The 21,856-nt window shown below is 60.5% G+C and carries 16 protein-coding genes and 1 pseudogene; 14 read left to right on the top strand and 3 right to left on the bottom strand.

The features are described from left to right. Positions 1 to 130: 130 nt before the first annotated feature. The 5 genes from AC1RUK_RS30080 (at position 131) to AC1RUK_RS30100 (ending at position 4,795) form a co-directional block, all read left to right on the top strand. Positions 131 to 316, top strand: coding sequence for a hypothetical protein (locus AC1RUK_RS30080; protein WP_481837725.1), 186 nt, complete (start codon positions 131 to 133; stop codon positions 314 to 316). Positions 317 to 794: 478 nt separating this feature from the next. Then, positions 795 to 1,259, top strand: a complete 465-nt coding sequence (locus AC1RUK_RS30085) for a MarR family winged helix-turn-helix transcriptional regulator (RefSeq protein WP_481837724.1) — start codon at positions 795 to 797, stop codon at positions 1,257 to 1,259. Continuing rightward, positions 1,252 to 2,547, top strand: coding sequence for an HlyD family secretion protein (locus AC1RUK_RS30090; RefSeq protein ID WP_481837723.1), 1,296 nt, complete (start codon positions 1,252 to 1,254; stop codon positions 2,545 to 2,547). Before AC1RUK_RS30085 ends, AC1RUK_RS30090 begins: the two co-directional genes overlap by 8 nt. Beyond that, entirely contained in the window at positions 2,544 to 4,091 is a 1,548-nt protein-coding gene (locus AC1RUK_RS30095; RefSeq protein WP_481837722.1) for a DHA2 family efflux MFS transporter permease subunit, read from the top strand. The genes AC1RUK_RS30090 and AC1RUK_RS30095 overlap by 4 nt, the downstream gene beginning before the upstream one ends. Positions 4,092 to 4,366: 275 nt before the next feature. After that, positions 4,367 to 4,795, top strand: a complete 429-nt coding sequence (locus AC1RUK_RS30100) for a hypothetical protein (protein WP_481837721.1) — start codon at positions 4,367 to 4,369, stop codon at positions 4,793 to 4,795. A gap of 771 nt (positions 4,796 to 5,566) precedes the next feature. Here the strand turns inward: AC1RUK_RS30100 and AC1RUK_RS30105 are convergent. Further along, a complete protein-coding gene (locus AC1RUK_RS30105) occupies positions 5,567 to 6,484 on the bottom strand; it encodes a LysR family transcriptional regulator (protein ID WP_481837720.1) in 918 nt (305 codons plus the stop codon). Between the two features lie 225 nt (positions 6,485 to 6,709). On the opposite strand from AC1RUK_RS30105, the gene AC1RUK_RS30110 reads away from it, so the two are divergent. Then, positions 6,710 to 7,798, top strand: a complete 1,089-nt coding sequence (locus AC1RUK_RS30110; RefSeq protein WP_481837719.1) for a Gfo/Idh/MocA family protein — start codon at positions 6,710 to 6,712, stop codon at positions 7,796 to 7,798. A gap of 84 nt (positions 7,799 to 7,882) precedes the next feature. Here the strand turns inward: AC1RUK_RS30110 and AC1RUK_RS30115 are convergent, their stop codons facing one another. Next, positions 7,883 to 8,563 (bottom strand): DUF1275 family protein, encoded by a 681-nt coding sequence (locus AC1RUK_RS30115; protein WP_481840153.1) that lies wholly within the window; start codon positions 8,561 to 8,563, stop codon positions 7,883 to 7,885. A gap of 557 nt (positions 8,564 to 9,120) precedes the next feature. Here AC1RUK_RS30115 and AC1RUK_RS30120 point away from each other — a divergent pair. The 6 genes from AC1RUK_RS30120 (at position 9,121) to poxB (ending at position 18,949) form a co-directional block, all read left to right on the top strand. Next, complete coding sequence (locus AC1RUK_RS30120) at positions 9,121 to 10,452, top strand: patatin-like phospholipase family protein (RefSeq protein ID WP_481840154.1); 1,332 nt, start codon at positions 9,121 to 9,123, stop codon at positions 10,450 to 10,452. A 359-nt stretch (positions 10,453 to 10,811) separates the two neighbouring features. Then, positions 10,812 to 11,783 (top strand): HlyD family secretion protein, encoded by a 972-nt coding sequence (locus AC1RUK_RS30125; RefSeq protein ID WP_481837716.1) that lies wholly within the window; start codon positions 10,812 to 10,814, stop codon positions 11,781 to 11,783. Further along, on the top strand, positions 11,783 to 14,122 hold the full coding sequence (locus tag AC1RUK_RS30130) for an ABC transporter permease (RefSeq protein ID WP_481840155.1): 2,340 nt from the start codon (positions 11,783 to 11,785) through the stop codon (positions 14,120 to 14,122). Before AC1RUK_RS30125 ends, AC1RUK_RS30130 begins: the two co-directional genes overlap by 1 nt. Beyond that, positions 14,112 to 15,089, top strand: coding sequence for an HlyD family secretion protein (locus AC1RUK_RS30135; protein WP_481840156.1), 978 nt, complete (start codon positions 14,112 to 14,114; stop codon positions 15,087 to 15,089). Before AC1RUK_RS30130 ends, AC1RUK_RS30135 begins: the two co-directional genes overlap by 11 nt. 334 nt (positions 15,090 to 15,423) lie before the next feature. Beyond that, positions 15,424 to 16,938: a cyclic nucleotide-binding domain-containing protein gene (locus tag AC1RUK_RS30140; protein WP_481837713.1), complete on the top strand. Its 1,515-nt coding sequence runs from the start codon at positions 15,424 to 15,426 to the stop codon at positions 16,936 to 16,938. A gap of 289 nt (positions 16,939 to 17,227) precedes the next feature. Next, positions 17,228 to 18,949, top strand: coding sequence for a ubiquinone-dependent pyruvate dehydrogenase (gene poxB, locus AC1RUK_RS30145; RefSeq protein WP_481837712.1), 1,722 nt, complete (start codon positions 17,228 to 17,230; stop codon positions 18,947 to 18,949). A 50-nt stretch (positions 18,950 to 18,999) separates the two neighbouring features. On the opposite strand, the pseudogene AC1RUK_RS30150 reads toward poxB, so the two are convergent. Next, positions 19,000 to 19,106: pseudogene (locus tag AC1RUK_RS30150) on the bottom strand (thiamine pyrophosphate-binding protein); the annotation flags it as partial. Positions 19,107 to 19,302: 196 nt separating this feature from the next. Here AC1RUK_RS30150 and AC1RUK_RS30155 point away from each other — a divergent pair. Together AC1RUK_RS30155 and AC1RUK_RS30160 are read left to right on the top strand one after the other, a co-directional pair. Continuing rightward, on the top strand, positions 19,303 to 20,064 hold the full coding sequence (locus AC1RUK_RS30155) for an ATP-binding protein (protein ID WP_481837711.1): 762 nt from the start codon (positions 19,303 to 19,305) through the stop codon (positions 20,062 to 20,064). A 405-nt stretch (positions 20,065 to 20,469) separates the two neighbouring features. Beyond that, the gene (locus tag AC1RUK_RS30160) at positions 20,470 to 21,825 is read left to right on the top strand and encodes an NAD(P)/FAD-dependent oxidoreductase (protein ID WP_481837710.1); all 1,356 of its coding nucleotides are present in this window, start codon (positions 20,470 to 20,472) and stop codon (positions 21,823 to 21,825) included. Positions 21,826 to 21,856 lie beyond the last annotated feature (31 nt).

The raw sequence follows: 21,856 nt of genomic DNA on the forward strand, positions 1-21,856 counted from the left end.
TTCGTATGGCCCGGCCAGCGGTACGCATCTCGGGCGGAACGGGCATCGCTATTACTGCCCGTGATCCACCGTAGCCTCTTCAGACCCGGTCTCTGCAGCGCGTGGGAGTTGATTGAATGCGACGAGGTGTGTGACCTACGAGACCACTGCGCCGGGAAATGGCGGGCATGCAGCTCCGGCAGGGCAAGCCAAGCAGTTGTTGCATCAACTCGATGATCTGAGCCAGAAGCTTCGGGTCGACACCGGCAGCGCCTTCTTGATGGGCAATGGCGGCGATGGCGGATACCATCCAAACGGCTACGGTCCAAACGCCTGAAATCATCCAGCTGAGGGAACTGCCTGACGCCCCCGGACTTTTTGCTCGCGGGCGTCCTTTTTCACTGGTGCCATCACAGAACTGAAATCCAAAGCGGGCCTTGTGGCGATGCCGAAGGCATAACGCGAGACGGAGGTTGGATCTCGGCTTCTCTCCCTCCGCCAACGCACCTTGTGCGCGTGCCTCGGCAGCTATCGACCGAGGTGATTGACGACGCTGGAAGAGAACTCTCGACAGCCTCAGCTGCAATTGATGATCGCGGTTGGCCGGTAAGCTCGGAATGATCGGGCAACCGTCTAGCACCTTTCTCACAGGGTGCCTGCAGATGTTCGGTAAGCGGAGAAGGGCCAATCTTCGCAAAAGCCAAATAGCCTCTTCTGGGTATTTGCAATTATCAAATTGGTGGCCAGGGCCCATCTATGTGCATGATGATAATAAGCATGCTCACTAAAGTCGCGCCGATAATTCGGTCCCTTCCATGACCTCTTCACCCAACATCAGCTTCGTGCTGCACGATGCCGCCCGTTTGCTTCGAAAGCGTTTCGAGCAGCGCTCGCGGACGTCAGGGCTGACCCGCGCCCAGTGGCAGGTGCTGGCCTATCTCTCCCTGCATGAAGGCATCCACCAGAACAAGCTGGCCGATCTTATCGAGATCATGCCGATCACGCTCGCCCGGCTGCTCGACAAGATGGAAGCCCGCGGCTTCGTTGAGCGCCGGACCGATCCTGCCGATCGCCGGGCATGGCTGCTTTACCTCACACCTGAGGCCCGTCCGCTGCTCGAAAACATGCAGAGCAACGGCCAGAAAACACGCGACGAGGCCTTTGTCGGCCTTTCCGCGGATGCACAGCAGCGTCTGCTGCAAAACCTTTGCTTGATCAAAACCAATCTGCTCGAGGCTTGCGCCAAGCCAGTCGTCGACCGGGAGAAAGTACATGACTGAACCAATCTCTTCAAAGAAGCCGGCCGGGAATGAACCTTCCGCGGATCGGTCGGACGACCAGATAATCCGGCTGGATAGCGAGCGCGAGCAGAGGCGAGCCAACATCGTCATCGATGACGACGAGCTGGAATCGCCGGTCGCCCTCGATCCGGCAGCACTTGAGGCTCCGTCCAAAGAGCCGCAGCCACAAGTCACGGCCGCCCTGGCGCCTCCTCCGGCGCCGGCCAGGCCCAGGCGGAGCCTGACGCGGCCTATCCTGTTCGCCCTGCTTCCGGTCGCGCTGGTCGTCGGCGGCTATTACTACGTCATCGGTGGCCAGGTCATGACGACCGACAATTCCTACATCCAGGCCCAATCACTCGGCGTTTCCACCGACGTGTCCGGCACCGTCTCTGAGATCGACGTGCACGAGAACGAGGCGGTGAAGAAGGGCGACGTGCTTTTCCGCTTGAGGCCGGCCCGTTTCGAAACCGCTCTCGCCGCGGCCCGGGCGCAGCTCGGGACGGTGCGCAACCAGGTACTGACCTTGCAGGCGAGCTACCAGCAGTCGTTGGCGCAGATCGAGCAGGCGCAGGCCGATATTCCCTATTATGAGGCCGCTTTCAAACGCCAGCAGGATCTGCTCAAGACCTCTACCGCCTCCAAGGCGAGCTTCGACAGCGCTCAGCACGACCTCGATGCGGCCCGCCAGAAAGTGTCCGTGGCCAAGGCGCAGGCACAGGCGACGGTCGCCCAACTGGGGGGCGACGCCAACCAGCCCGTCGAAAAGAACCCCTTCTACCTCCAGGCCCAGTCGGCCGTGGACGACGCCCAGCGCAACCTCGATGATTCCGTCGTCAAGGCGCCGTTCGACGGCGTCGTCACCAATGTGGATATGCTTCAGGTCGGCAAGTACCTGCCGGCCTCGCAGCCAGCCTTCAGCCTGGTGTCGTCGACGGATCTCTGGATCGCGTCCGAGCCGAAGGAAACCGAACTGACCTATGTGCGGCCGGGACAGACGGCGACGATCAGCGTCGACGGCTATCCGGGCGATGTCTGGCACGGCACGGTTGCCAGCATCAGCCCCGCCTCATCGTCGAGCTTCTCCTTGCTTCCGGCACAGAACACCACAGGCAACTGGGTCAAGGTCGTGCAGCGGATCCCGATGCGCGTCACGGTCGACGATCCGGAGAGCAAGCCGCCGCTGCGCGGCGGGATGAGCGTCGTGGTCAGCGTCGACACCGGCCATGCGCGTGGCCTGCCGGACTTCGTGACGGATCTCTTGAAACTGTTCGGGCAAAAGTCATGACCAGCGCGTCCGCGACAGCTAGCTCATCGGTGGTCGCCAATCGCGGCGCCATCACCGCTTGCGTGATCCTGGCCACCATCATGCAGGCGCTGGACACGACCATCGCCAATGTGGCGCTTCCCTATATCCAGGGCAGCGTTTCGGCGAGCGCCGACCAGATCAACTGGGTGCTCACATCCTACATCGTCGCGGCGGCCGTCATGACGCCACCGTCGGGCTACCTTGCCAACCGTTTCGGCCGCAAGCGCATCCTGCTGTTGTCGATCACCGGCTTCGTGGTCGCCTCGGTGCTTTGCGGGTTCGCGCAGTCGCTGCCGCAGATCGTTGGCTTCCGCCTGCTGCAGGGTTTGTTCGGCGCGGCCCTGGTGCCGCTGTCGCAGAGTATCCTGCTCGATATCTACAGCCTGGAAGAGCGCGGCTCGGCCATGGCGCTTTTCGGCGTTTCGATCATGGTCGGCCCGGTGCTCGGACCGGTCATTGGCGGCTGGCTGACCGAAAATGTCAGCTGGCGCTGGGTCTTTTACATCAATGTCCCGATCGGCGCGCTGGCTTTCGCTGGGGTGTCGATGTTCGTACAGGAAACGAAGACGGACCTCAAGGCAAGGCTCGACTGGCTGGGCTTCGGCATGCTCAGCCTCACCATCGCTTCCTTGCAGGTGTTTCTCGATCGCGGCGAGCAGCTCAACTGGTTTGCGTCGTCCGAGATCATCGTCGAGGCGCTGATCTGCGCGTCGGCCTTCTACATCTTCCTCGTCCACACCTTCACCGGCCGCAATTCGTTCGTGAACCCACGGCTCTTCCTCGACCGGAATTTCGCCGTCGGCATGGTCTTCATTTTCATCGTCGGCGTCACCTACCTGGCCTCGCTGGCCTTGATGACGCCCTATCTGCAGACGCTGATGGGCTATCCGGTGGTGACGGCCGGCATCGTCATGGGGCCGCGTGGACTCGGCACCATGGCCTGCATGTTTCTGGTCGGTAGGCTGGTCGGCAGGGTGGATACACGCTGGCTGCTGTTGACTGGCCTGCTGATCACCGCACTGGCCATGTACGACATGACCGAATGGACTCCGGATGTATCGCAGTGGACGATCATCAGCACCGGCTTCATCCAGGGCGCGGGGCTCGGCTTCCTGTTCGTGCCGCTCACCACCATCACCTTCGCGACGCTGGCGCCGGAGCGGCGTGCGGAGGGAACCGGACTTTACAATCTCTCGCGAAACATAGGCTCCAGCGTCGGCATCTCGGTCGTCACCGCCCTTTTGACGGAAAACGTGCAGGTCAACCACGCCAACATCGCCACCTATGTAACGCCCTATAACCAGGCGTTCGGTAACCCGGCGATCTTCCAGGCGATGAACCCCTACAGCGCCGCCGGCCGCGCTGCACTGGACGGCGTGGTCACGCTGCAGGCGACGATCATCAGCTACATGGACGACTTCAAGCTGATGATGATCCTGTCGCTTGCCGCCATCCCCCTGATCCTGCTTCTGCGCAAGCCCTCGCATCCTGCCGAAGTTGATCACAATGCTGTCATGGAGTGATCCCGCGGATCCGAATTCGGTCCGACGTTCAAGTGGAGAAGATTGGTCTCCAGCGCCGTTCCCGACCGCGGCTTGGGCTCATGTTTCCGAGGAGTGGTGTGCTCTTGCCAATGACGCTGGAGCATCGAGACTCAAAGCCGTCGCGACCAGCTCTTGGTCTCTAGACTAGCCGACCGTCGGTTTCGCGTCAGCCTTGATCGCAGCAAGGCGACGCGGTTCAGCGCGGTTCGATAAGTCCGCCGGGCTCCAACCAACTTAGCAGGAGGCGAGGCGTGATGGACAATGCCTATGTATCCGCTGTCGCAGCTCTCGCTGGTTCGGCGATTGGTGCGATAGCTTCATTCGCGACGACCTGGCTAACTCAGCACGGACAGGCGCGCGCCCAACGCGTGACTCAAGCAATAGCTCGCCGCGAACATCTGTATGGAGAGTTCATCGACGAAGCTTCGAGATTGTTCACAGATGCCCTATCCCATGAGTTCGACGATCCATCAAAATTTATCCGCCTTTACGCGCTGACCGGGAAATTGCGGCTCTTCGCCTCTGCTGACGTCGTCTCGAAGGCTGAGGCGGTCATGCGACGCATTGTCGAAATCTACGACCGCCCCAACTTAGATTTTCGCAATCCAGACAGCAGGCGGGCCGACGAGGTCGATTTGCTTCGCGCGTTCAGTGATGCTTGCCGAGAAGACTTAAACGTCTAGATCGTGGCCGACGGCCCAGTTCGCTGCTAGAGATGTGCCCTAGCGTTCAGGCCGCTCGCCGCTGAAAGCCTCGGGCTTTCGCCATCGGATGTAAGTTCGTGCCGTCCAAGCACAGAATGTTCAGGCGGCGACGCTGTATGTGAATCGAGCGAGCCAGCGCATCCTCGACCTGTTGCCGGCGCCGGTGCACCCAGTGCAAATGTAGGGAAGGCCGTCAATCAACCAGGGTCCAGTCTAGGCCTTTTATATGAGTACCTTGGCAAGACCGAGCGGCGTAGGAAGAGCCGATTGTGGGAACGGTGCTGATAGGTCTCAACTCAATGGGTGTTGAGCACTACGTTTGTCTCATAGTGTCAGGACTGCTTCTGGTGGAGGCCGTGCGATCGACAGGCTGATCGAAAAGGCCATGGGCCAGCAGAATATCCGATTTGCTTTGAGTCCAACCCCAATCATTAGGAGCGGCTGAGCCCGGATTCTTTGCGGTCGTTCGGTTTCGAAAGTTGCACGACACTCGTTGCCGACCTCCACACGATAAGGCTGCAACGGAATGGGTGCCCTTGATCTGAGCCGCCTGGATGAGACAGGCGCTCCAGAGTATCTTAGGATCGTCGGTCGGATCGAGGTGGGTGATGCCCCAATGGACCCATGCCGCACGGCAACGAGAAGAAGTTGCCGACGGGTAACGGGGCAGCCTTGCTCTTATCCGTGGCCTATCCCGTCCACTCCAGTCGCTTTGGCACCAGTCTCGAAAACGGACCTCCCGTCGATGACCTAGCCGGCTCCTCGCTGGAGCCAGCGCTCTTGCTCGGCCAACCGGTCTACCAGCATGTCGATGAACACGCGAACTTTGGCGCTCAGGTGCCGACGATGGGGATAAAGCGCTTTTACATCAAAACCTCGCGCACGATAGTCGGATAGCAGCGGCACTAGCGCTCCCGAAGCCAATAGATCCGCGATGAGAAACGGGACCGTCAACACCAGACCGATCCCGGACGCGGCGGCCGCGCGCATCGTTTCGAGGTTGCTGGTGATCAGGTTTCCCGATACGCGCACTACCACTGGATTGTCGGCGGTGTCGAGGAAATGCCACTCGTCTGGAGATGGTGGTGCGTATGGATGGCGCAGGCAGTTATGGTCGGCCAGATCGGCCGGGGATTGCGGTGCCGGATGCTTTTCGAGGTAGGCGGGAGCGCCGCACACAATTGGGCTCAAACTCCCAAGGCGTCGTCCGACCAGAGTGGCGTCGGGAGGCGAGAGCGGGCTGATCCCCAGATCGAACGCTTCCTGAACCAGGTCGATCATCCCGTAGCCGAAACGAATATCCACCGACGCTTCAGAATGGCTGGTCAGGAAATCGGTGACGACCGGTGCGACGAATCGGGCGATGCTCTGGTGGCAATAGACGCGGAGCTGGCCACGTGGGATAGCCTGTAGTGCACCGGCCGCTTCGTCGGCTTCCTGCAGATCCTGCAGAATCTGTACGCAGCGCTCGTAATAGCCACGGCCAATCTCGGTCAGGCTAATCCGCCGGGTCGTGCGGTTCAGCAGTCGTACGCCAATGGCATTTTCCAGTGCTTGGACCTGATCGCTGATCGTCGCCTTGGATCGGTTCAGGCGGCGGCCCGCAGCCGAGAAGCCGCCACTCTCAGCGACCCGCACAAATGCCGTGATGCTTGCGAAGCGGTCCATCGGGTTGGCTCCTATTGTCAGGAAATTTCGGACAGTGTGTTCGGCTATGGCATGATTGTCTGGCCAGATTATACGCATATCTTGCCTTTCAGATACAAGATCGGCAGCGGTGCCGACCCGCGTGCGGCAATGTGGACTTTCGACGTCACCCAGGACGGCCGCGAGTGATGAATTCTCAGAAAAAGACGAAGTGCGTCAGTACTGGTTGAATGAAGAGGTGAGGCGTTGACCGAGAAAGAAATTCGCGTCGGAATCATTGGTGCGGACACCAGATCAAGTTGGGCGAAGGTCTCGCACGTTCCGGCCATTAATGGTCTTCCCGGGCTCAAGCTCGCAGCTGTGGCGACGCGCAACGAGCAGAGTGCACGCGAGGCGGCACTGGCCTTCGGTGCGGAGCGCTGGTTTTCCGATCCCTTCGAGATGATCCGTGACGACCGGATTGACCTCGTCACGATCGCCGTCAAGGTGCCTGCGCACCGCGACCTTGTTCTGGCGGGGCTCCACGCCGGCAAAGCGGTCTATTGCGAGGCGCCTCTGGGACGGAGCGTCGCAGAGACTGAAGAGATGGCTCGCGCAGTGGGTTCAAACCACACGGCGATAGGATTGCAAGGCCGGCACAATCCCGCCGCACGGCGCGCAGCCGAGTTGGTGTCCTCTGGAAAGATCGGGCGGCCGCTAAGCGCCAGAATCGTCTCGCCAACCTTTGGATTCGGGCCACAAATCCCCTTGGCGCATGACTTTTTTAATAAGGCATCCTCTGGCGCCAACCTCCTAACCATTTGCGGCGGGCATACGGTCGATTTGGTGGAAGCGGTCCTGGGACAGATTGTCGAGGTTGACGCCCGGACCGAAATTCGGTGGCCCAGCGTCAAACTGACAGAGACCGGGGAAGAGAGCGTCCGCGAAACCGCCGACTACGTCGCCATTGTCGGAAATACGCGCTCCGGCACTGCGTTCACGGCCGATTTTGACGGAGGCCAGCGGGAACAGGTTCGTTTCACATTCGATATCAGGGGATCGGAGGGATGGCTCAGCCTGACCAGCGATCACCCCTATGGCTTCCAGGCGGGGGACCTCAGGCTCGTCTCGAACATCCCATTCGAGGCACCCGACCGGGCCGCAGTCACAGGTGGGCTGATGGGCGCGGCGATAAACGTTGGAGAGATCTACGCTAGTCTTGCCCGTGATCTGCGTGCGGGGACCTACACTACGCCCGGGTTTGGACACGCTGTTCACAACGCCCGTCTCATCGAGGCTGTAAGGCGCGCCGCCGATGGGGGCGCGCGGCAAATCATTACCAATCGAGAGGAATGACCATGAATGACTTGAGCGGCCGGATCGCGAGGTGATCGGAACTGCGACATCCACAAGGGGGTGTCTTCCTCAACGTTGTCGAGCTCACGCCTCGGAGGGTTCGCCGGAAGGGGTCAGGAAGCTTAGGCCGACCAGCACTGGAGGCACCACGAAGCACCAGGTCGGAGAGGCGACGACGGCGAGTGCTGCGGCCGCGCATCCGATTGCAAAGCTGAGGAGGCTGGTTGCCATGCGCTTCAGCCGCTCCGTGACCTCGAGCGCATGGCCGCTTGCCGTGCCGGACATGAGGTCGGCGAGATCGATCATGATTTGCGTCGTCGTGCCGGTCATCAGCGTCGTCGGCGGCAGATTGGAAAGATGGGCGCGATGCAGCCCGTTCTGGATCGCCATGGCCGTTACGAGGGTCATCCCGATGGCGATTGCGGCAGGCAAGTCGCCATTCGAGACAGGGCCGTGAACGAAGGCGGCGATGGCGGCGATCGTGAACAGCACAAGCTTCAGGGTGAGGAGTGTGACGATGGCTCTTCGTCCTTCGAGCTTGAGGCGAAGCGCAAGCGCTCTGGACAGCAGGACAACGATACAGAAGACCGGCAATGCCAGCAGCTTCGCGATAACCCCTGTCGTTCCGAAGACAAGCGCAGCGCCCAGCGTCACGAAATTCCCCGTGACATGGGCAGTGAAGAGGCCAGCAAGGGCGAGGAAGCCCATCGTGTCGACGTAACCGCCGTTGAGACCGAGGAGGATGCCGAGCGATGGTCTCGTCATGAAGATGTCCGCTTACACAATGTTCCCCTGGCGCATGCCGAATTCACAGCGTGGGGAGTGGCATTCAACGGCATGGTTGTCCTCGTTTGAATGGTTGATGTTGATGCAAAGCCTTGACCGGCGAGCATTCCGTGCTTGCGCTCCTCTCCGTGGGGCGCACTGGATCACTCCTCGAAATTCAAGGCTTGTAGGAAGCGTCCGCGCTTTTGACGTTTCTCGCTGGATTGTTGAGCATTCAGCAGAGGGTGCTTGGGCGATACCGACCATTCGACCTCTCCACGGCGAAAGCGTTTCAACCGTCCGCGCGTGTCGCTCGGTTCACCTTCTTCGCGACGTCAGGGCCGCTCGCCACGATTGGCTGGTCCAAATGGATTGGGACAGTTCGGATGTCGATCATGCATGAGACGTCAAAATACCCAATGCTTTGTACAAGCCCGGAACACCCGCCTGTGGTCAAAGGATCTCTCGTAAGCACCGCCGGGCGTCGAGACAGTTGAGGAGTGACTTGCCGCAAGCCCCTCTCGCTTGTCGCAAGCTGCTTGAGAGAGGAAGGATCCATGACGACAGTCCGGACCGCATGGTCATCGGAAGGCAGCTTGTCCCAGTTATTGTCTTCCTGCCTTGCCAATTCAGCCCGTTCTGCCATCGCCATGCGCCTTCAGCATGTCTGCAACCCGTTGCGCAGCTCCAAAAGAGCAGGAACGCTCGCGCGAATGATCGCGTTTAGCCTCTGCACAACCCAGCTCACCGCATGCATTGCAGCCTTTCCGCGCGATAGCGTGCCCCAGCAATTTGCGTCGGCGGCCGAGCCGCCCGGCTATCAGCGTGACATCCGGGTCTGGGGCGATTCCTACGCCAGCTATCCGGCTGGCCGCCTCGTCCGGCTACGCGACGAGCGACTGAAAGCGTCGAAGACCGATCCATCCATAAATATGAGGGAGCTAAACGCTCTTACGCTGTCGGGCGGTGGCAGCAGCGGTGCCTTCGGAGCCGGGATTCTTGCCGGCTGGGCGAAAGCCGGGACCAGGCCAAAGTTCGACATCGTCACCGGGATCAGCGCCGGCGCGCTCATCGCGCCCTTTGCGTTCCTGGGGCCAGCCTATGACGGCGAGCTCAAGGATGGTTTCACCGAGGTCAGCGACGCAAATATCTATAAAAGGTACAGTTTACTCGGAGCGCTCTCGAGCGGCTCGTTCACCAGCAATGCGCCGCTCGCCAAGATGCTCGACGAACACATCACTGACGCCGTGCTTGCGGCGATCGCCAACGAGTACTCCAAGGGACGCCGCCTATTTATCGGGACGACCAATCTCGATGCAGACCGCGCCGTCATCTGGGACATGGGGGCCATTGCTGCGAGTGGGCGGCCGGATCGCAGGAAACTGTTCAACGAAGTCATTCTTGCCTCGACGTCCGTTCCCGGCATCTTTCCGCCCGTCAATCTGGAAGTGACCGCAGCCGGCAGGAACTATCACGAGATGCATGTCGATGGCGGCACTGCCAACGAGGTCTTCCTCATGCCTGCAGGGCTTACGCTCGGGGAACTCGACAAGACCTTCCACACCAGGGTCAAGGCGCGGCTGTACGTGATCCGCAACGGTCGAACCACGCCGGAGTACAGCTCGGTCAAGGCCACCTTGCCGGATATCGCCGAGAAGGCGGTTTCGTCGCTGATCAAAACGCAAGCCATTGGCGACGTCTATCGGCTCTACGCAGACGCCGAACGTGATCGGATTGACTTCAACTACATAGACATCCCGGCCGACTTCACGGTTGAAGCCAAGAGCCCGTTCGACAACAGGTTCATGCGTGCGCTGTACGCAGAAGGCTACGAGATGGGCCGCAACGGCGTGCCTTGGAAAAAAACGCCACCTGGATTTTTGAGGTGAGGCTGCCGGGGAATGGGTACGCGTCGACGGCCTTCGAAGCCACGCGTCCCGACGAGCGGGCAGGCTCATTTGAGAGAGCAAGGCCGAGACGACAGACACGATGACAATCGCCATCAAGCATTGTCCAGACCAAACGGAGACACACGGTGTCGGACAAGTCGCGTGACCCGATAGGCAAGACTTTAAATTCGACCGATCAGTCATCGGGGCCCGGTCGCGTTGCGGCGGTCGCCCGTCTTGAAGGTCTTGGAGCTTCGGACCGAGGCCTTGGAAGCCCTCAAGCTGAATTGCGGCAATCGGATCCTCGCGCGCCCACACCAGTGCAACTCGCCGCCGCCGAGCCTCCCAAAACCTCGAAAATGGCGGCGATCATTGTTGCGCTCAGCGTGCTGGCGATCGTCGGTTTGTCATTGTGGTATCTCGTTCGCCCGCAGCCGCTGCTGGTGCAAGGCGAAGCCGATGCCACCCGCGTTGACATTGCGGCTCGTGTCGACGGCAGGGTCGGACAGCGGCCGGTTTCGCGCGGCGACAATGTCACGGCCGGACAGCGACTGGTGGCGATCGACAATCCGGAGCTATTGACACAGCTTCACGAGGCGCAGGCCGCAGGGGTCGTCGCCCAGGCCGACTTCACCCGCATCCAGGTCGGCACGCGCGCCGAGGAGGTCGCGGAACGTAAGGCCGAGGTGGCGTCGGCGCAGGCCAGCCTGACGCTTGCCCAGCAGACATATGACCGGGTCAAGCAGGTTGCCCAGAGCGGCTTCGAATCGGTCGAAAAGCTTGATGAGGCGACCGCGTCGCTGGACGTAGCGAAGCGAACATTGGAGCAAGCGCAACTCGCCTACCAGGAGGCTGTCGCAGGCCACACCCCTGAAGAGCGCGGCGTAGCGCGAGCTGCTGTCGCCAAGGCCGCGGCCGCGATCGCGACCCTGCAGGCGCAGGTCGACGAAACGACCGTCAAGGCGCCGATTGCCGGGCAGGTCTATCAGGTCGGCGCCGAGGTAGGCGAATATGTATCGCCTGGGGTGCCGCTGCTCTCGCTGGTGGATCTCAATGACGTCTGGGTGCATTTCGATCTGCGCGAGGATCTGGTCAAGGGTCTGAAGGTAGGGGACCGGTTTACGGTCAAGATCCCGGCGCTTGGCGACATGCCCGTTACCGTCGAGGTGCGGACCATCGCAACGCGCGGCGAGTATACCGGATGGCGTGCGACGCGCGCGACGGGCGACTTCGATCTCAGGACCTTCTCGGTACGGGCCTATCCGGTCGACAAGCTACCCAACCTCAGGCCCGGCATGAGCGCGTACGCGGATTGGAACGAGGCGCGCTGATGCCGGGAACCCGTCGCTTCGGCATTGTCGATGTCGCTGTCCGCGAGGTGGCCTGGATCTGCCGCGACAAGGTGGCCCTTCTGCTCGTCCTCGTCATCCCGTTGATTGCCTTTGCGGTCCTTTCCGCAACGTTCAGCAATGCTGTTATCCGTGACTTGCGGATCGACGTTGTCGATCAGGACAGGACGAAGACCTCCGAGGCCTTCGTCCTGGCGATCAACTCGGCACCGAGCGTTGCCGTGGCGAGACGTTCCTCCGACCTCAATGGAGCCACGCATGCCATTCGCTCCGGCGACGCCATAGCCGCGGTCTATATCCCCGCGAATTTCGAACGCGACATCATGGGCGGGCGCCGGCCGCAAGTCGTGATCTTCTTCAACAAGCAGTTTTTCACGCCTGGCAATGTCGCCTCGAGCGCGCTGCAGGCGGCGATATCGGCGGCTATCGCCGACCTGCCGGCTGGGCCGCCCAGCACGGCCTTCACGCCGGGTCCGCTTGTCGTCGAACAATACGTTCTGACGAATCCGGCGCTGAACTATGCGCAATTCCTTTTGCGGGCGATTCTGCCGACCGTACTCCACATCGTGATCGCAATTTCCGCCGGCTATGCGGTCGGCACCGAGTTCGGATCACGCAATATGCACGAATGGCTGGCGACGGCTGGGGACAGCATGCTTGTCGCGCTTGTCGGCAAGCTGGCTCCCTATTTTGGCATCTTCCTCGTCATGATGGTGGTCGGGCTGGGCATCATTCACGGCATCTTCGATATACCCTTCCGCGGCGACCCGCTGCTGATCGGCGCCGGCGCTTGCCTACTGATCATTGCCTATCTGTCGTTGGGGGCGCTGCTGCAGCTTCTCGCCAAAAACCTTGCCTTTGGTCTCAGCCTGACCGGCATCATCTGCTCGCCGGCGTTCGGCTTCGCCGGTGTAGGTTTTCCAGTGCTCGCCATGAACCTCTTCGCCCGTAGCTGGGGTGCGATCTTGCCGCTGCGCTGGTACATCCAGATCCTGTTCGACCAGGCGGCTCGCGGCGTGCCGGCAGGAGATTCCGCCGAGCCTTTCATGGTGCTGGGGGGATTGGCCGTCATCTATTTCAGTTTGGCCTGGCTGAGACTGCGCGCCGTCGGCCATGACCCGCTGCCAAAACCGACCGAAGCCTCTCGGCAATCTGACCTGGCCAGGATCGGCATCGTTCGAGCATTCACCGACGAATATAGTCGAGTGATCCGCGACCGCAGCGCCTTCAGCCTGATTGTCCTGGCGCCTATCATCTACGGCGTATTCTATCCGCAACCCTATCTTAGCCAACTTATCAAGGACATCCCCATTGCCGTCGTGGATGACAATTCTTCCGACGTTAGCCGCACGATCATCCAGGCAGTCAATGCCGACGAAGCGGTGAAGGTGGCGCTTCGGCCGGCCACGTTGGCGGACGCGCAGGCCGCGCTCGCACGTCGGGAAGTCTTCGGCATCCTGAGCATTCCGGCAGGAACTGAGCGCGAGATCCTGAAGGGCGATCAGGCCAAACTCCCTGCCTATGTCAATTCAGCCTACTTCCTGCTTTACAACCGGACGCTGGAGGGCATTCAGGAAGGAGTGGGTGCGGTCGCGACAGATCTTGCGGCGCGCAGCGCCCGCCCAGATGGAAGCCTCTATCGGGCAGCTCTCGCAAAGACCTCGCCTGTGGAGATCTTGAACCAGCCTCTGTTCAATCCCACCGGCGGCTACGGCAGCTACATCGTCCCGGCCGCTTTTATGTTGATCCTGCAGCAGACGCTGCTGATGGGCTCGGCGACGCTGGGTGGGGTGCTCTACGAGCAGGGCGGACGCAGCGCTCGCCGTCGTCGTGGCGCCGTGTCAGCGGTGATCGGTCAAAGCCTCGCGCATCTGCTGCTGACGTTGCCGGGCTTCGCGCTATTCCTCGTCGTGCTGCCGAGGATGTATGGTTTCTCGGCAAACGATCATGTGCTCGACCTGATCGTCCTGGCCATTCCCTTCATCCTCTCGGTCAGTCTGCTCGGCCAGTTCGTCGGCAGTTGGTTCAAGCGGCGCGAAACGGCGGTTCTGCTGTTTGTTGCGGTCAGTCTTCCGATGTTTTTTCTCGTTGGCGTCGCATGGCCGCTGGAAGCGATCCCGCCGATGCTTCGAACGGTCAGCTTTATCCTTCCAAGCACCTCCGGGATCGATGGCCTGGTGCGGGTCAACCAGATGGGGGCGACTTTGACGGATGTCTCGAAAGACTGGGTGCGGCTATGGGTGCTGACAGGCGTTTACGCAATTCTCGCCATCGCCTCGGCCAGGATCACTGCAGGTTGGAGGGAACCCGATGCTCGCTAGATCGCGATGTGGTTTTGCAATCGCACTGGCTGCGGCATGTGCGATGATGTGCAGCGCCTGGCGGGCGTCAGCAGAACAGGCGACGCCCCTGATCGCCGGTATGGTCCGGCAGACCGAGATTCGCATCGCGCCGGACGCCACGGGTCGTCTGGCGTCGGTGGCCGTCATTCCAGGACAGCATGTGCACAAGGGCGATCTTCTTGCCGTGCTCGACAACCCAGAACTGACGGCATCCGTTGGTGAAGCCAAAGCCGCCGCGGCGAGCGCCAAGGCGCAGCGGGACAACGTCTATTCGGGCGTGCGTACGGAAGAGGTGGCAATCGCTGCACAAGCCGTGCAGACATCGCAGGCCAATCTTTTGCTCGCCCAGCAGCAGTATGACCGTGCGGTGGCACTCGCCGGCAAGGACTTCGCCAGCAAACAAGCGCTCGACACGAGCACGACCTCCCTCGCGAAAGCGAAAGCTGATCTTGATCTCAAGCAGGCGCAAGCGGCCGAAGCAAGCGCGGGTCCTACCGCCGAGGAGCGTGTCCTGGCGGATGCTGAAGTGGCGTTAGCCGAGGCGACGGTCGCGGATCTGCAGGCCCAGTTGGACAAGACCAGAATAACGGCACCTGCCGACGGAAAGATCGGCATACACATTGCCGAGCCCGGTGAGGTCATTGGGCCGGGAAAGCCGGTGATGACGATGGAAGCAGAAGGTCAGGCCTGGTTCGCGTTCACCTTGCGTGAAGACGATCTGCACGAGATGACGCTCGGGAAAAGGGTGGTGCTGACGGCGCAGGGCGGGCGTCAAATCGATGCTCGCGTAACTGAACTGCGTCCGTTGGGGGAATTCGCGACCTGGCGCGCGGCCCGCGCCGTCGGCGACCATGATCTCAATTCCTTCCGAATGCGCCTTGATCCAAGCGGCAGTGCCGAAGGGCTGGAGCCCGGCATGACCGTTTGGCTCACCGCCCAACCGTAAGTCTCCGAGGTTCGTCGGTTGAGGTCGGTCGTGGCCGCGGCAGGAAGGCCCGGAAAGTTGTCGTCGGCTTGGCGCGCCATACTCAGAAATGCAATCGTCCACGACCTTCCGGTCGAGGTGGTCGATCGAGACGGACCGAAAGTCTCTGGAAGGTTTGTGGACGCGATCCGTTCGTCACCGTCTTCTTCAACCAGCAGTTCTTCGCAGCCAGCAATATGACTTCCAACCCTGTTCAGGCGGCAGTCTCCGCCACCACCGCCGACTTCGGGGGGGCGCACAGCAGGACTTCATACCGGGTCCTCTTGTCGTTGAACAATATGTGGCTCCCAATCCCATGGTTAACTACGCACACTTAGCCGAAATCATAGCGGATCCCATTGTCCAGACCGGCGTGCTTGCTGCGATGGGCGCACTGGTTACACGCATTCTGCGCCACAGCCGCCCGACCCTGCGTCTGGTCGGTCAGTTGGCATTCTTTTTGGTGCTTACGGTGCTGCTGTTGTATCACGGGATCCTCCCGTATGAGGTCGATCCGGCCGGCACCTCACTGGTGCAGCGCGTATTCCTGGATATCGTCAAGGTGATCTGGTGGATCAATGCCGCATGGTCGCTGATCGGCTTGGTCCGCGTATTTCTTATCCTCGAACGTCAGCCCCGTGAGGGGCGGCTTCTCCAAGATCTTGTTGTGGGTGTCATCTACGTAGCTGCATTCCTCTCGATTATCGCTTACGTATTCAACGCCCCGGTCGGAACGCTGATAGCCACATCCGGCGCGGTCGCCATTGTCCTTGGCCTTGCCTTGCAAAACACTCTGGGCGACGTCTTCTCGGGCATCGCACTCAACCTTGCGAAGCCTTACGGGATCGGCGACTGGCTTGTGCTGAGCAGCGGCATCGAAGGCAAGGTGGTCGAAACGAATTGGCGGGCCACTCATCTCCTGACAGGGACAAACGACCTGGTGGTCGTCCCCAACAGCGACCTCGCGAAGGCAAGGCTGACCAATGTCAGCAGCCCCGAGCGGAGCCACGGCGTGACGCTCACAGTCCGTTTTCGGCCGAGCACAGGGCCGTCCACGATGGCCGATGTGATGCGCGCGGTTCTCTTGAGCAGCAATTCGATATTGGCGCAACCCGAGCCGAGTGTACAAATAGTGTCGCTGGACGGAGGCGCGGTGGAACTGGAGCTTGCTTTCAGGGTCGCAGACAGAACCCTTGCCGGCAAGGCAAAGAGCGAGGTCTTCGACCTGATCTTTCGTCATGCAAAGGCGGCCGGGCTCACTCTTGCTGCGCCCTTGGGAGCTGGTGGTCTGGCATCCCCGGAACCGAACGAAGTCGAAGTGCCATTCGGCTTCCACACCACGCCACGGCGTCTTCTGGACGCGATCCCCCTCTTTGCCCCGCTGACGGAGGATGAGAAGGAAGCGCTCGCTTCGACAATGACGCGCCAGACCTTCCGAAAAGGTGAGACCCTCGCAGAGCAGGGGGAGGTGCTGAAGTCGCTCATGATCATTCGCAGCGGCGTCGTAACCGTAAATCGGCGCGACGGCGCGCGCGAGACGGTACTGGGGCGTCTTGCGCCAGGTGACTGCCTCGGCGAAGGCGGTCTTCTGACAGAAGCCGGTGAGTTGGGCAGAGTCAAAGCTCTCACTTTCGTGGTCGTTTATGAGATCACACAGGAAGGCTTGGCGCCGTTGATACGCGATCGCCCAGCGATCGCCGACGAGTTGGCCTTGCTGCTCTCGAAACGAAACGCATCCGAACAGCTCCGGCTCGGCCGGGGCGACGGAGCGGACGCCGCGACGACGATACCGCCGCTCCGCGCGCGTATCAGGCAGCTGTTCAATCTCTGACTCAACCAATCAATCCTTGATCGCCGCGCGAATGTTAGCTCCGCCGAACGGTCAGCAATTCTGCGAGAAGCGTCCAAAGCGCAGACGCTTCCTACAAGCTTTGAGCGCACCTGGTGGTGCAGGATCGATCGCGTAGTTCTGCCGGTTGCGCGCGCGACTGGCACTCGATCCGCTGAAAACGGAAGAGAAATTATCGCCCTACAGTTCGCCGCCGGAGACGAGCATCCGAGTTCAAAGTCCCCGTCCAGTAGTCCTGGCGGAGGTTTTCTTGCGATAGGTGAGGAAAGTTGTGAGCAAAACTGCATCCGAATATTTGGTCGAAACTCTTGAGAAGACGGGCGTGAAGCGCGTCTATGGGGTGGTTGGAGACTCACTCAACGGCTTTACCGATGCGTTGCGGCAGCGAAAGTCAATCGATTGGATTCATATGCGCCATGAAGAGGCCGCAGCCTTTGCCGCCGGGGCTGAAGCTCATCTTACAGGAAGCCTTGCAGTGTGCGCGGGTAGCTGTGGCCCAGGCAACCTTCATCTGATCAACGGCCTGTTTGATTGCCAGCGCAACGGTGTGCCGGTGCTGGCAATCGCCGCCCACATCCCCAGCAGCGAAATCGGGATCGATTATTTCCAGGCAACACATCCGGAGAACCTGTTCAGAGATTGCAGCCACTATGTCGAGTTGGTTTCCAATCCCAAGCAGCTTCCACAGATTTTGAAACGGGCCATCCGGGTCGCCATCGCCAAGCGAGGTGTTGCAGTCGTTGTACTGCCTGGGGATGTTGCGCTGATGAAAATTAATGCCGATGTGCCGGAATGGATAGCGCCCACTGTGCCTGTCCTGCGGCCAAGCGAGGCCGAGATCGGGCATCTTGCGGACTTTCTCAACAGGGCATCGCGGGTAACCTTGTTCTGCGGCGCCGGATGCGCAGGCGCCCACGCAGAGGTCATCGAACTCGCCCGCAAACTGAAGGCCCCGATCGTGCATGCGTTCCGCGGCAAGGAGTTTGTCGAATACGACAACCCCTACGACGTGGGAATGACAGGCCTGGTCGGCTTTGCATCCGGCTACGCGGCCATGAAGAACTGCGATGCTCTCTTGATGCTCGGCACCGATTTCCCATATCGGGCGTTCTTTCCGGAGCATGCAAAAATTGCTCAGGTGGATGTGCGCCCTGAGGCGCTCGGCAATCGATGCTCGCTTCATCTGGGCTTGCTCGGCAATGTCAAGGACACGCTCGAGGCCGTGCTACCTTCGGTCGAGGAGAATAAGGATTCAGGTCATCTCAGCGATGCGCTGATCGATTACAGAAAGGCGCGCAGAGACCTCGATGCCCTGGCGGAAAGTGGTCCCAACAGCAACATCATTCATCCCCAATATGTCACCCGCCTTGTCAGCGAACTGGCGGCCGACGACGCGATCTTCACCTGCGATGTGGGAACGCCGATCATCTGGACGGCGCGCTATCTGAAGGTCAACGGCAGGCGCCGCATTATCGGCTCGTTCAATCACGGATCGATGGCCAATGCGATGCTACAAGCGATCGGCGCACAGGCGACCTATCCGGATCGCCAGGTCATATCAATGTCGGGCGACGGCGGCTTCAGCATGATGATGGGAGATTTTATCACGCTGACCCAGATGGGGCTTCCGGTGAAGGTCATCGTCCTCAACAATGGAACGCTCGGCTTTGTCGAGATGGAGATGAAAGCGAACGGATTTCTGGATACGGGCTGCGATCTCAAGAACCCCAATTTTGCCCTGATAGCGGAAGCCACGGGTGTCCGCGGCATCAGGGTTGAGAAGCCGCAGGAGTTGAAGGGCGCCATCGAGGCAGCATTGGCGCACAAGGGACCGGTTCTCGTCGACGTGGTGAGTGCTCGACAGGAGCTTGCCATGCCCCCCAAGACCACGCTGGACCAGGCCTATCATTTCGGGATGTACACGATGAAGGCCGTTCTGGACGGCCGGGCGACCCAGCTTGTCGACCTTGCCAAGGTAAATCTCTCTCGCTGACTGTGGAAGTAAGAGAGCAGAGCCACGATTGGAACGAGCGTCCGCTCGCCAGCCAAGGCTGCTTCTGCGCCCGCCGCGACCTCTTCGTGGCGGACGTGCACCCAGGAGACGTTGCTGCGCCTACGCAGGATTCAGTCAAGCCACTGAGGGTGTCCCCACGAAACCGCAGACGCCTGTCGCGTCATGAGGTCGGCGATTTTGCGGCCATGTGCTGTGAATATCGACCGAGCAATCAGAAAGCCTGCGAGAAACGTCAAAAGATCAGATGCTTCGTACAAGCCCTGAATCTTGAGACGTGATCAAATGCTACTCACGGAAAGAAGACTTTGCGAAGCTCTCGATGGAGAGAATCTATGGTTGACAATCTCAACAGGAAGTCCGGGCGGCGCGTTACTGATGACAATATTGCCGCGCCGATAGTTCCTGATCCGCGCGTGTTGCTCACCTCCATCGTTCACGATTTCAACATATTGCTGACGCCGATCGTGTCCGTCCTTGAGGAAATGCAAGGTCGCGGAGCCCTGACGGCGCGGCAACTGAAAAAGATTGACGGCGCGATTTACTGTGTCTTTCGAGCCAAGACGTTGGCACGGCAACTGCTCGATTTTGCAAGCCCCCGACCAATCAAGCTCGCTGCGGTCGATGTCGGTCGGCTTCTAGAACGACTTGAGGCACCGCTTGCGAGCTTGTTGTCGACGCACATTCGCCTTGACCTCGACATCGCCCCAGATCTCCCCGAGGCCTTCATCGACCAGCAGCTTATCGAGCGGGCTTTGCTCAATCTTGTTTTGAACGCCCGTGACGCGATGCCGACCGGAGGCCATGTGACGATCGCTGCTGCGCTGGATTGTCTGTCCAGCAATCGGGCGCGGGGAGGTGACTCGATGATCCGCCTGACAATCTCGGACTGCGGCATCGGGATGGATGCGGCGACCCTGAGAATGGCGGGGGAACCCCACTTTTCGACCAAGACAAATGGAACGGGCCTCGGTCTCGCAACTGTCAGGCAACTCATGGAACGCCAAGGTGGCGGGCTTTCGATCGCCAGCGCGCCTGATCGCGGCACCACCATCGATTTGTGGCTTCCGGTGATGTCAGCGTCATTCGCCGATTAGTCTTGTCGATCAGCAGGCCGAAAGGAGAACGTGCAATGGATGTCCGCGCTCTGATCATCAAAGTTGGTTCGACAACCAGTGATTTCTTCTGGCCGCGCTACCGGCCGGAGCTGCATTACATGCGAGGGGCTGGACCGGCCACTGCTCGCCGTGCCGTCCTGGCTCAGTCGCGCCAAGTGCTGCCGACGCTGCGCAAAGAGCAGCGGCAGCCTCTGCTGACGATGCGCTCACTACCTCCCCAGGATCTCCAAGCATCCGTTGAGCTCGCCACCGTACGAACGCCGCAAGTGCGTTCCGCTCGCGGCAGATCAGTACAAGAGAGATGTGCATAGGGAAGGTATCGCATTGCATGGTCTTCAGGTCGGCCAGTTGCACGACCCCCAGCTAATCATGAGGTGGTGAGCTATGTTGGCTGAAACTGATGCCTCCGAAAACGCCGTCGACGGTAAAGGCTCACGCCCCCGGCGACCGCGGGTCGTCATCCTGGGCGCCGGTTTTGCCGGAGTTGCAGCGGCGCGGGCCCTTAAGAGATCCGATGCGGACGTGGTTCTGATCGATCGCCGCAATCATCATATCTTCCAGCCGCTGCTCTATCAGGTGGCGACCGCACTGCTCGCACCGTCCGAGATCGCGGCGCCGATCCGGCAGCTGGAGGCGAAGCAAGCCAATTTGAATGTGATGCTCGCCGACGTCGCCGACCTCGATTTGACCCACCGCACGGTCGATGTACTTTGCCCCGGGATCGGTATGCGTAAGGTGCGGTTCGATTTCCTCGTGGTCGCTACAGGCATGCGCCCGAGCTATTTCGGCCACGACGACTTCGCAGCCTTTGCACCGGGGCTCAAGAATCTCACGGACGCCGAGGCGATCAGAACCAAGATCCTGAGCGCATTCGAAATGGCCGAGGCGACCGACGATGAGAACGAGCGCGCCCGCCAGATGAATTTTGTGCTCGTCGGTGCCGGACCGACCGGTGTCGAACTCGCGGCGTCGATTGCACACATGGTGAAGGTCACGCTGCGTGGGAATTTCAGGCAGATCGATCCGGCAACCAGCACGATTACCTTGATCGAGGGAGGTGATCGGGTTCTTCCGACCTTTGTTCCGTCGCTGTCGAGAAAGGCCGCCAGACGCCTTGCCAAGCTCGGCGTGAAGATCTTGACCGGCGTCAAGGTCGACCGTGTTGACGCACAGGGTGTGATCGCAGGCGGCGAAAGGATTCCGAGCGCGACCGTGTTGTGGACGGCAGGCGTGGCCGCATCACCCGTCATACAGCTGCTTGGCGCCAAGACCGACCGGGCGGGCAGGGCATTGGTCGAGCCTTTCCTCAATTTGCCAGGTGAACCAAACGTGTTCGTGGTTGGCGATGCGGCGTTCATACAGCAGGGCGGGCGACCCGTACCCGGGGTTGCGCAGGCTGCCATCCAGCAAGGGCGCCATGTGGGGGGTCTGATCTCCGATAAAATCAGGGGGCGCGAACCTAAGCGGGCGTTCCGGTACCGAGACAAGGGCAACATGGCAGTCGTCGGCAAGAATTTCGCCATCTTGGAGGCCGGTCATCTGAGAACGAGTGGCTTCCTCACCTATTTTGTGTGGGCTTTCGTTCACCTGTTGGCTCTACCCCAACTCCAAAACCGTTGGAGGGTTCAGTCGCAATGGCTATGGTCGTATCTGACCGGTCAGCGCAGTTCCCGGCTCATTTCTGAAGCGCCACGACCCACAAATGCCCCTGTCACGACCAAACAAACTACAGTGCCGTGATCACTCCCTTGCGTGAAAGCGACGATCTCTC

The organism is Mesorhizobium monacense (assembly GCF_056781675.1).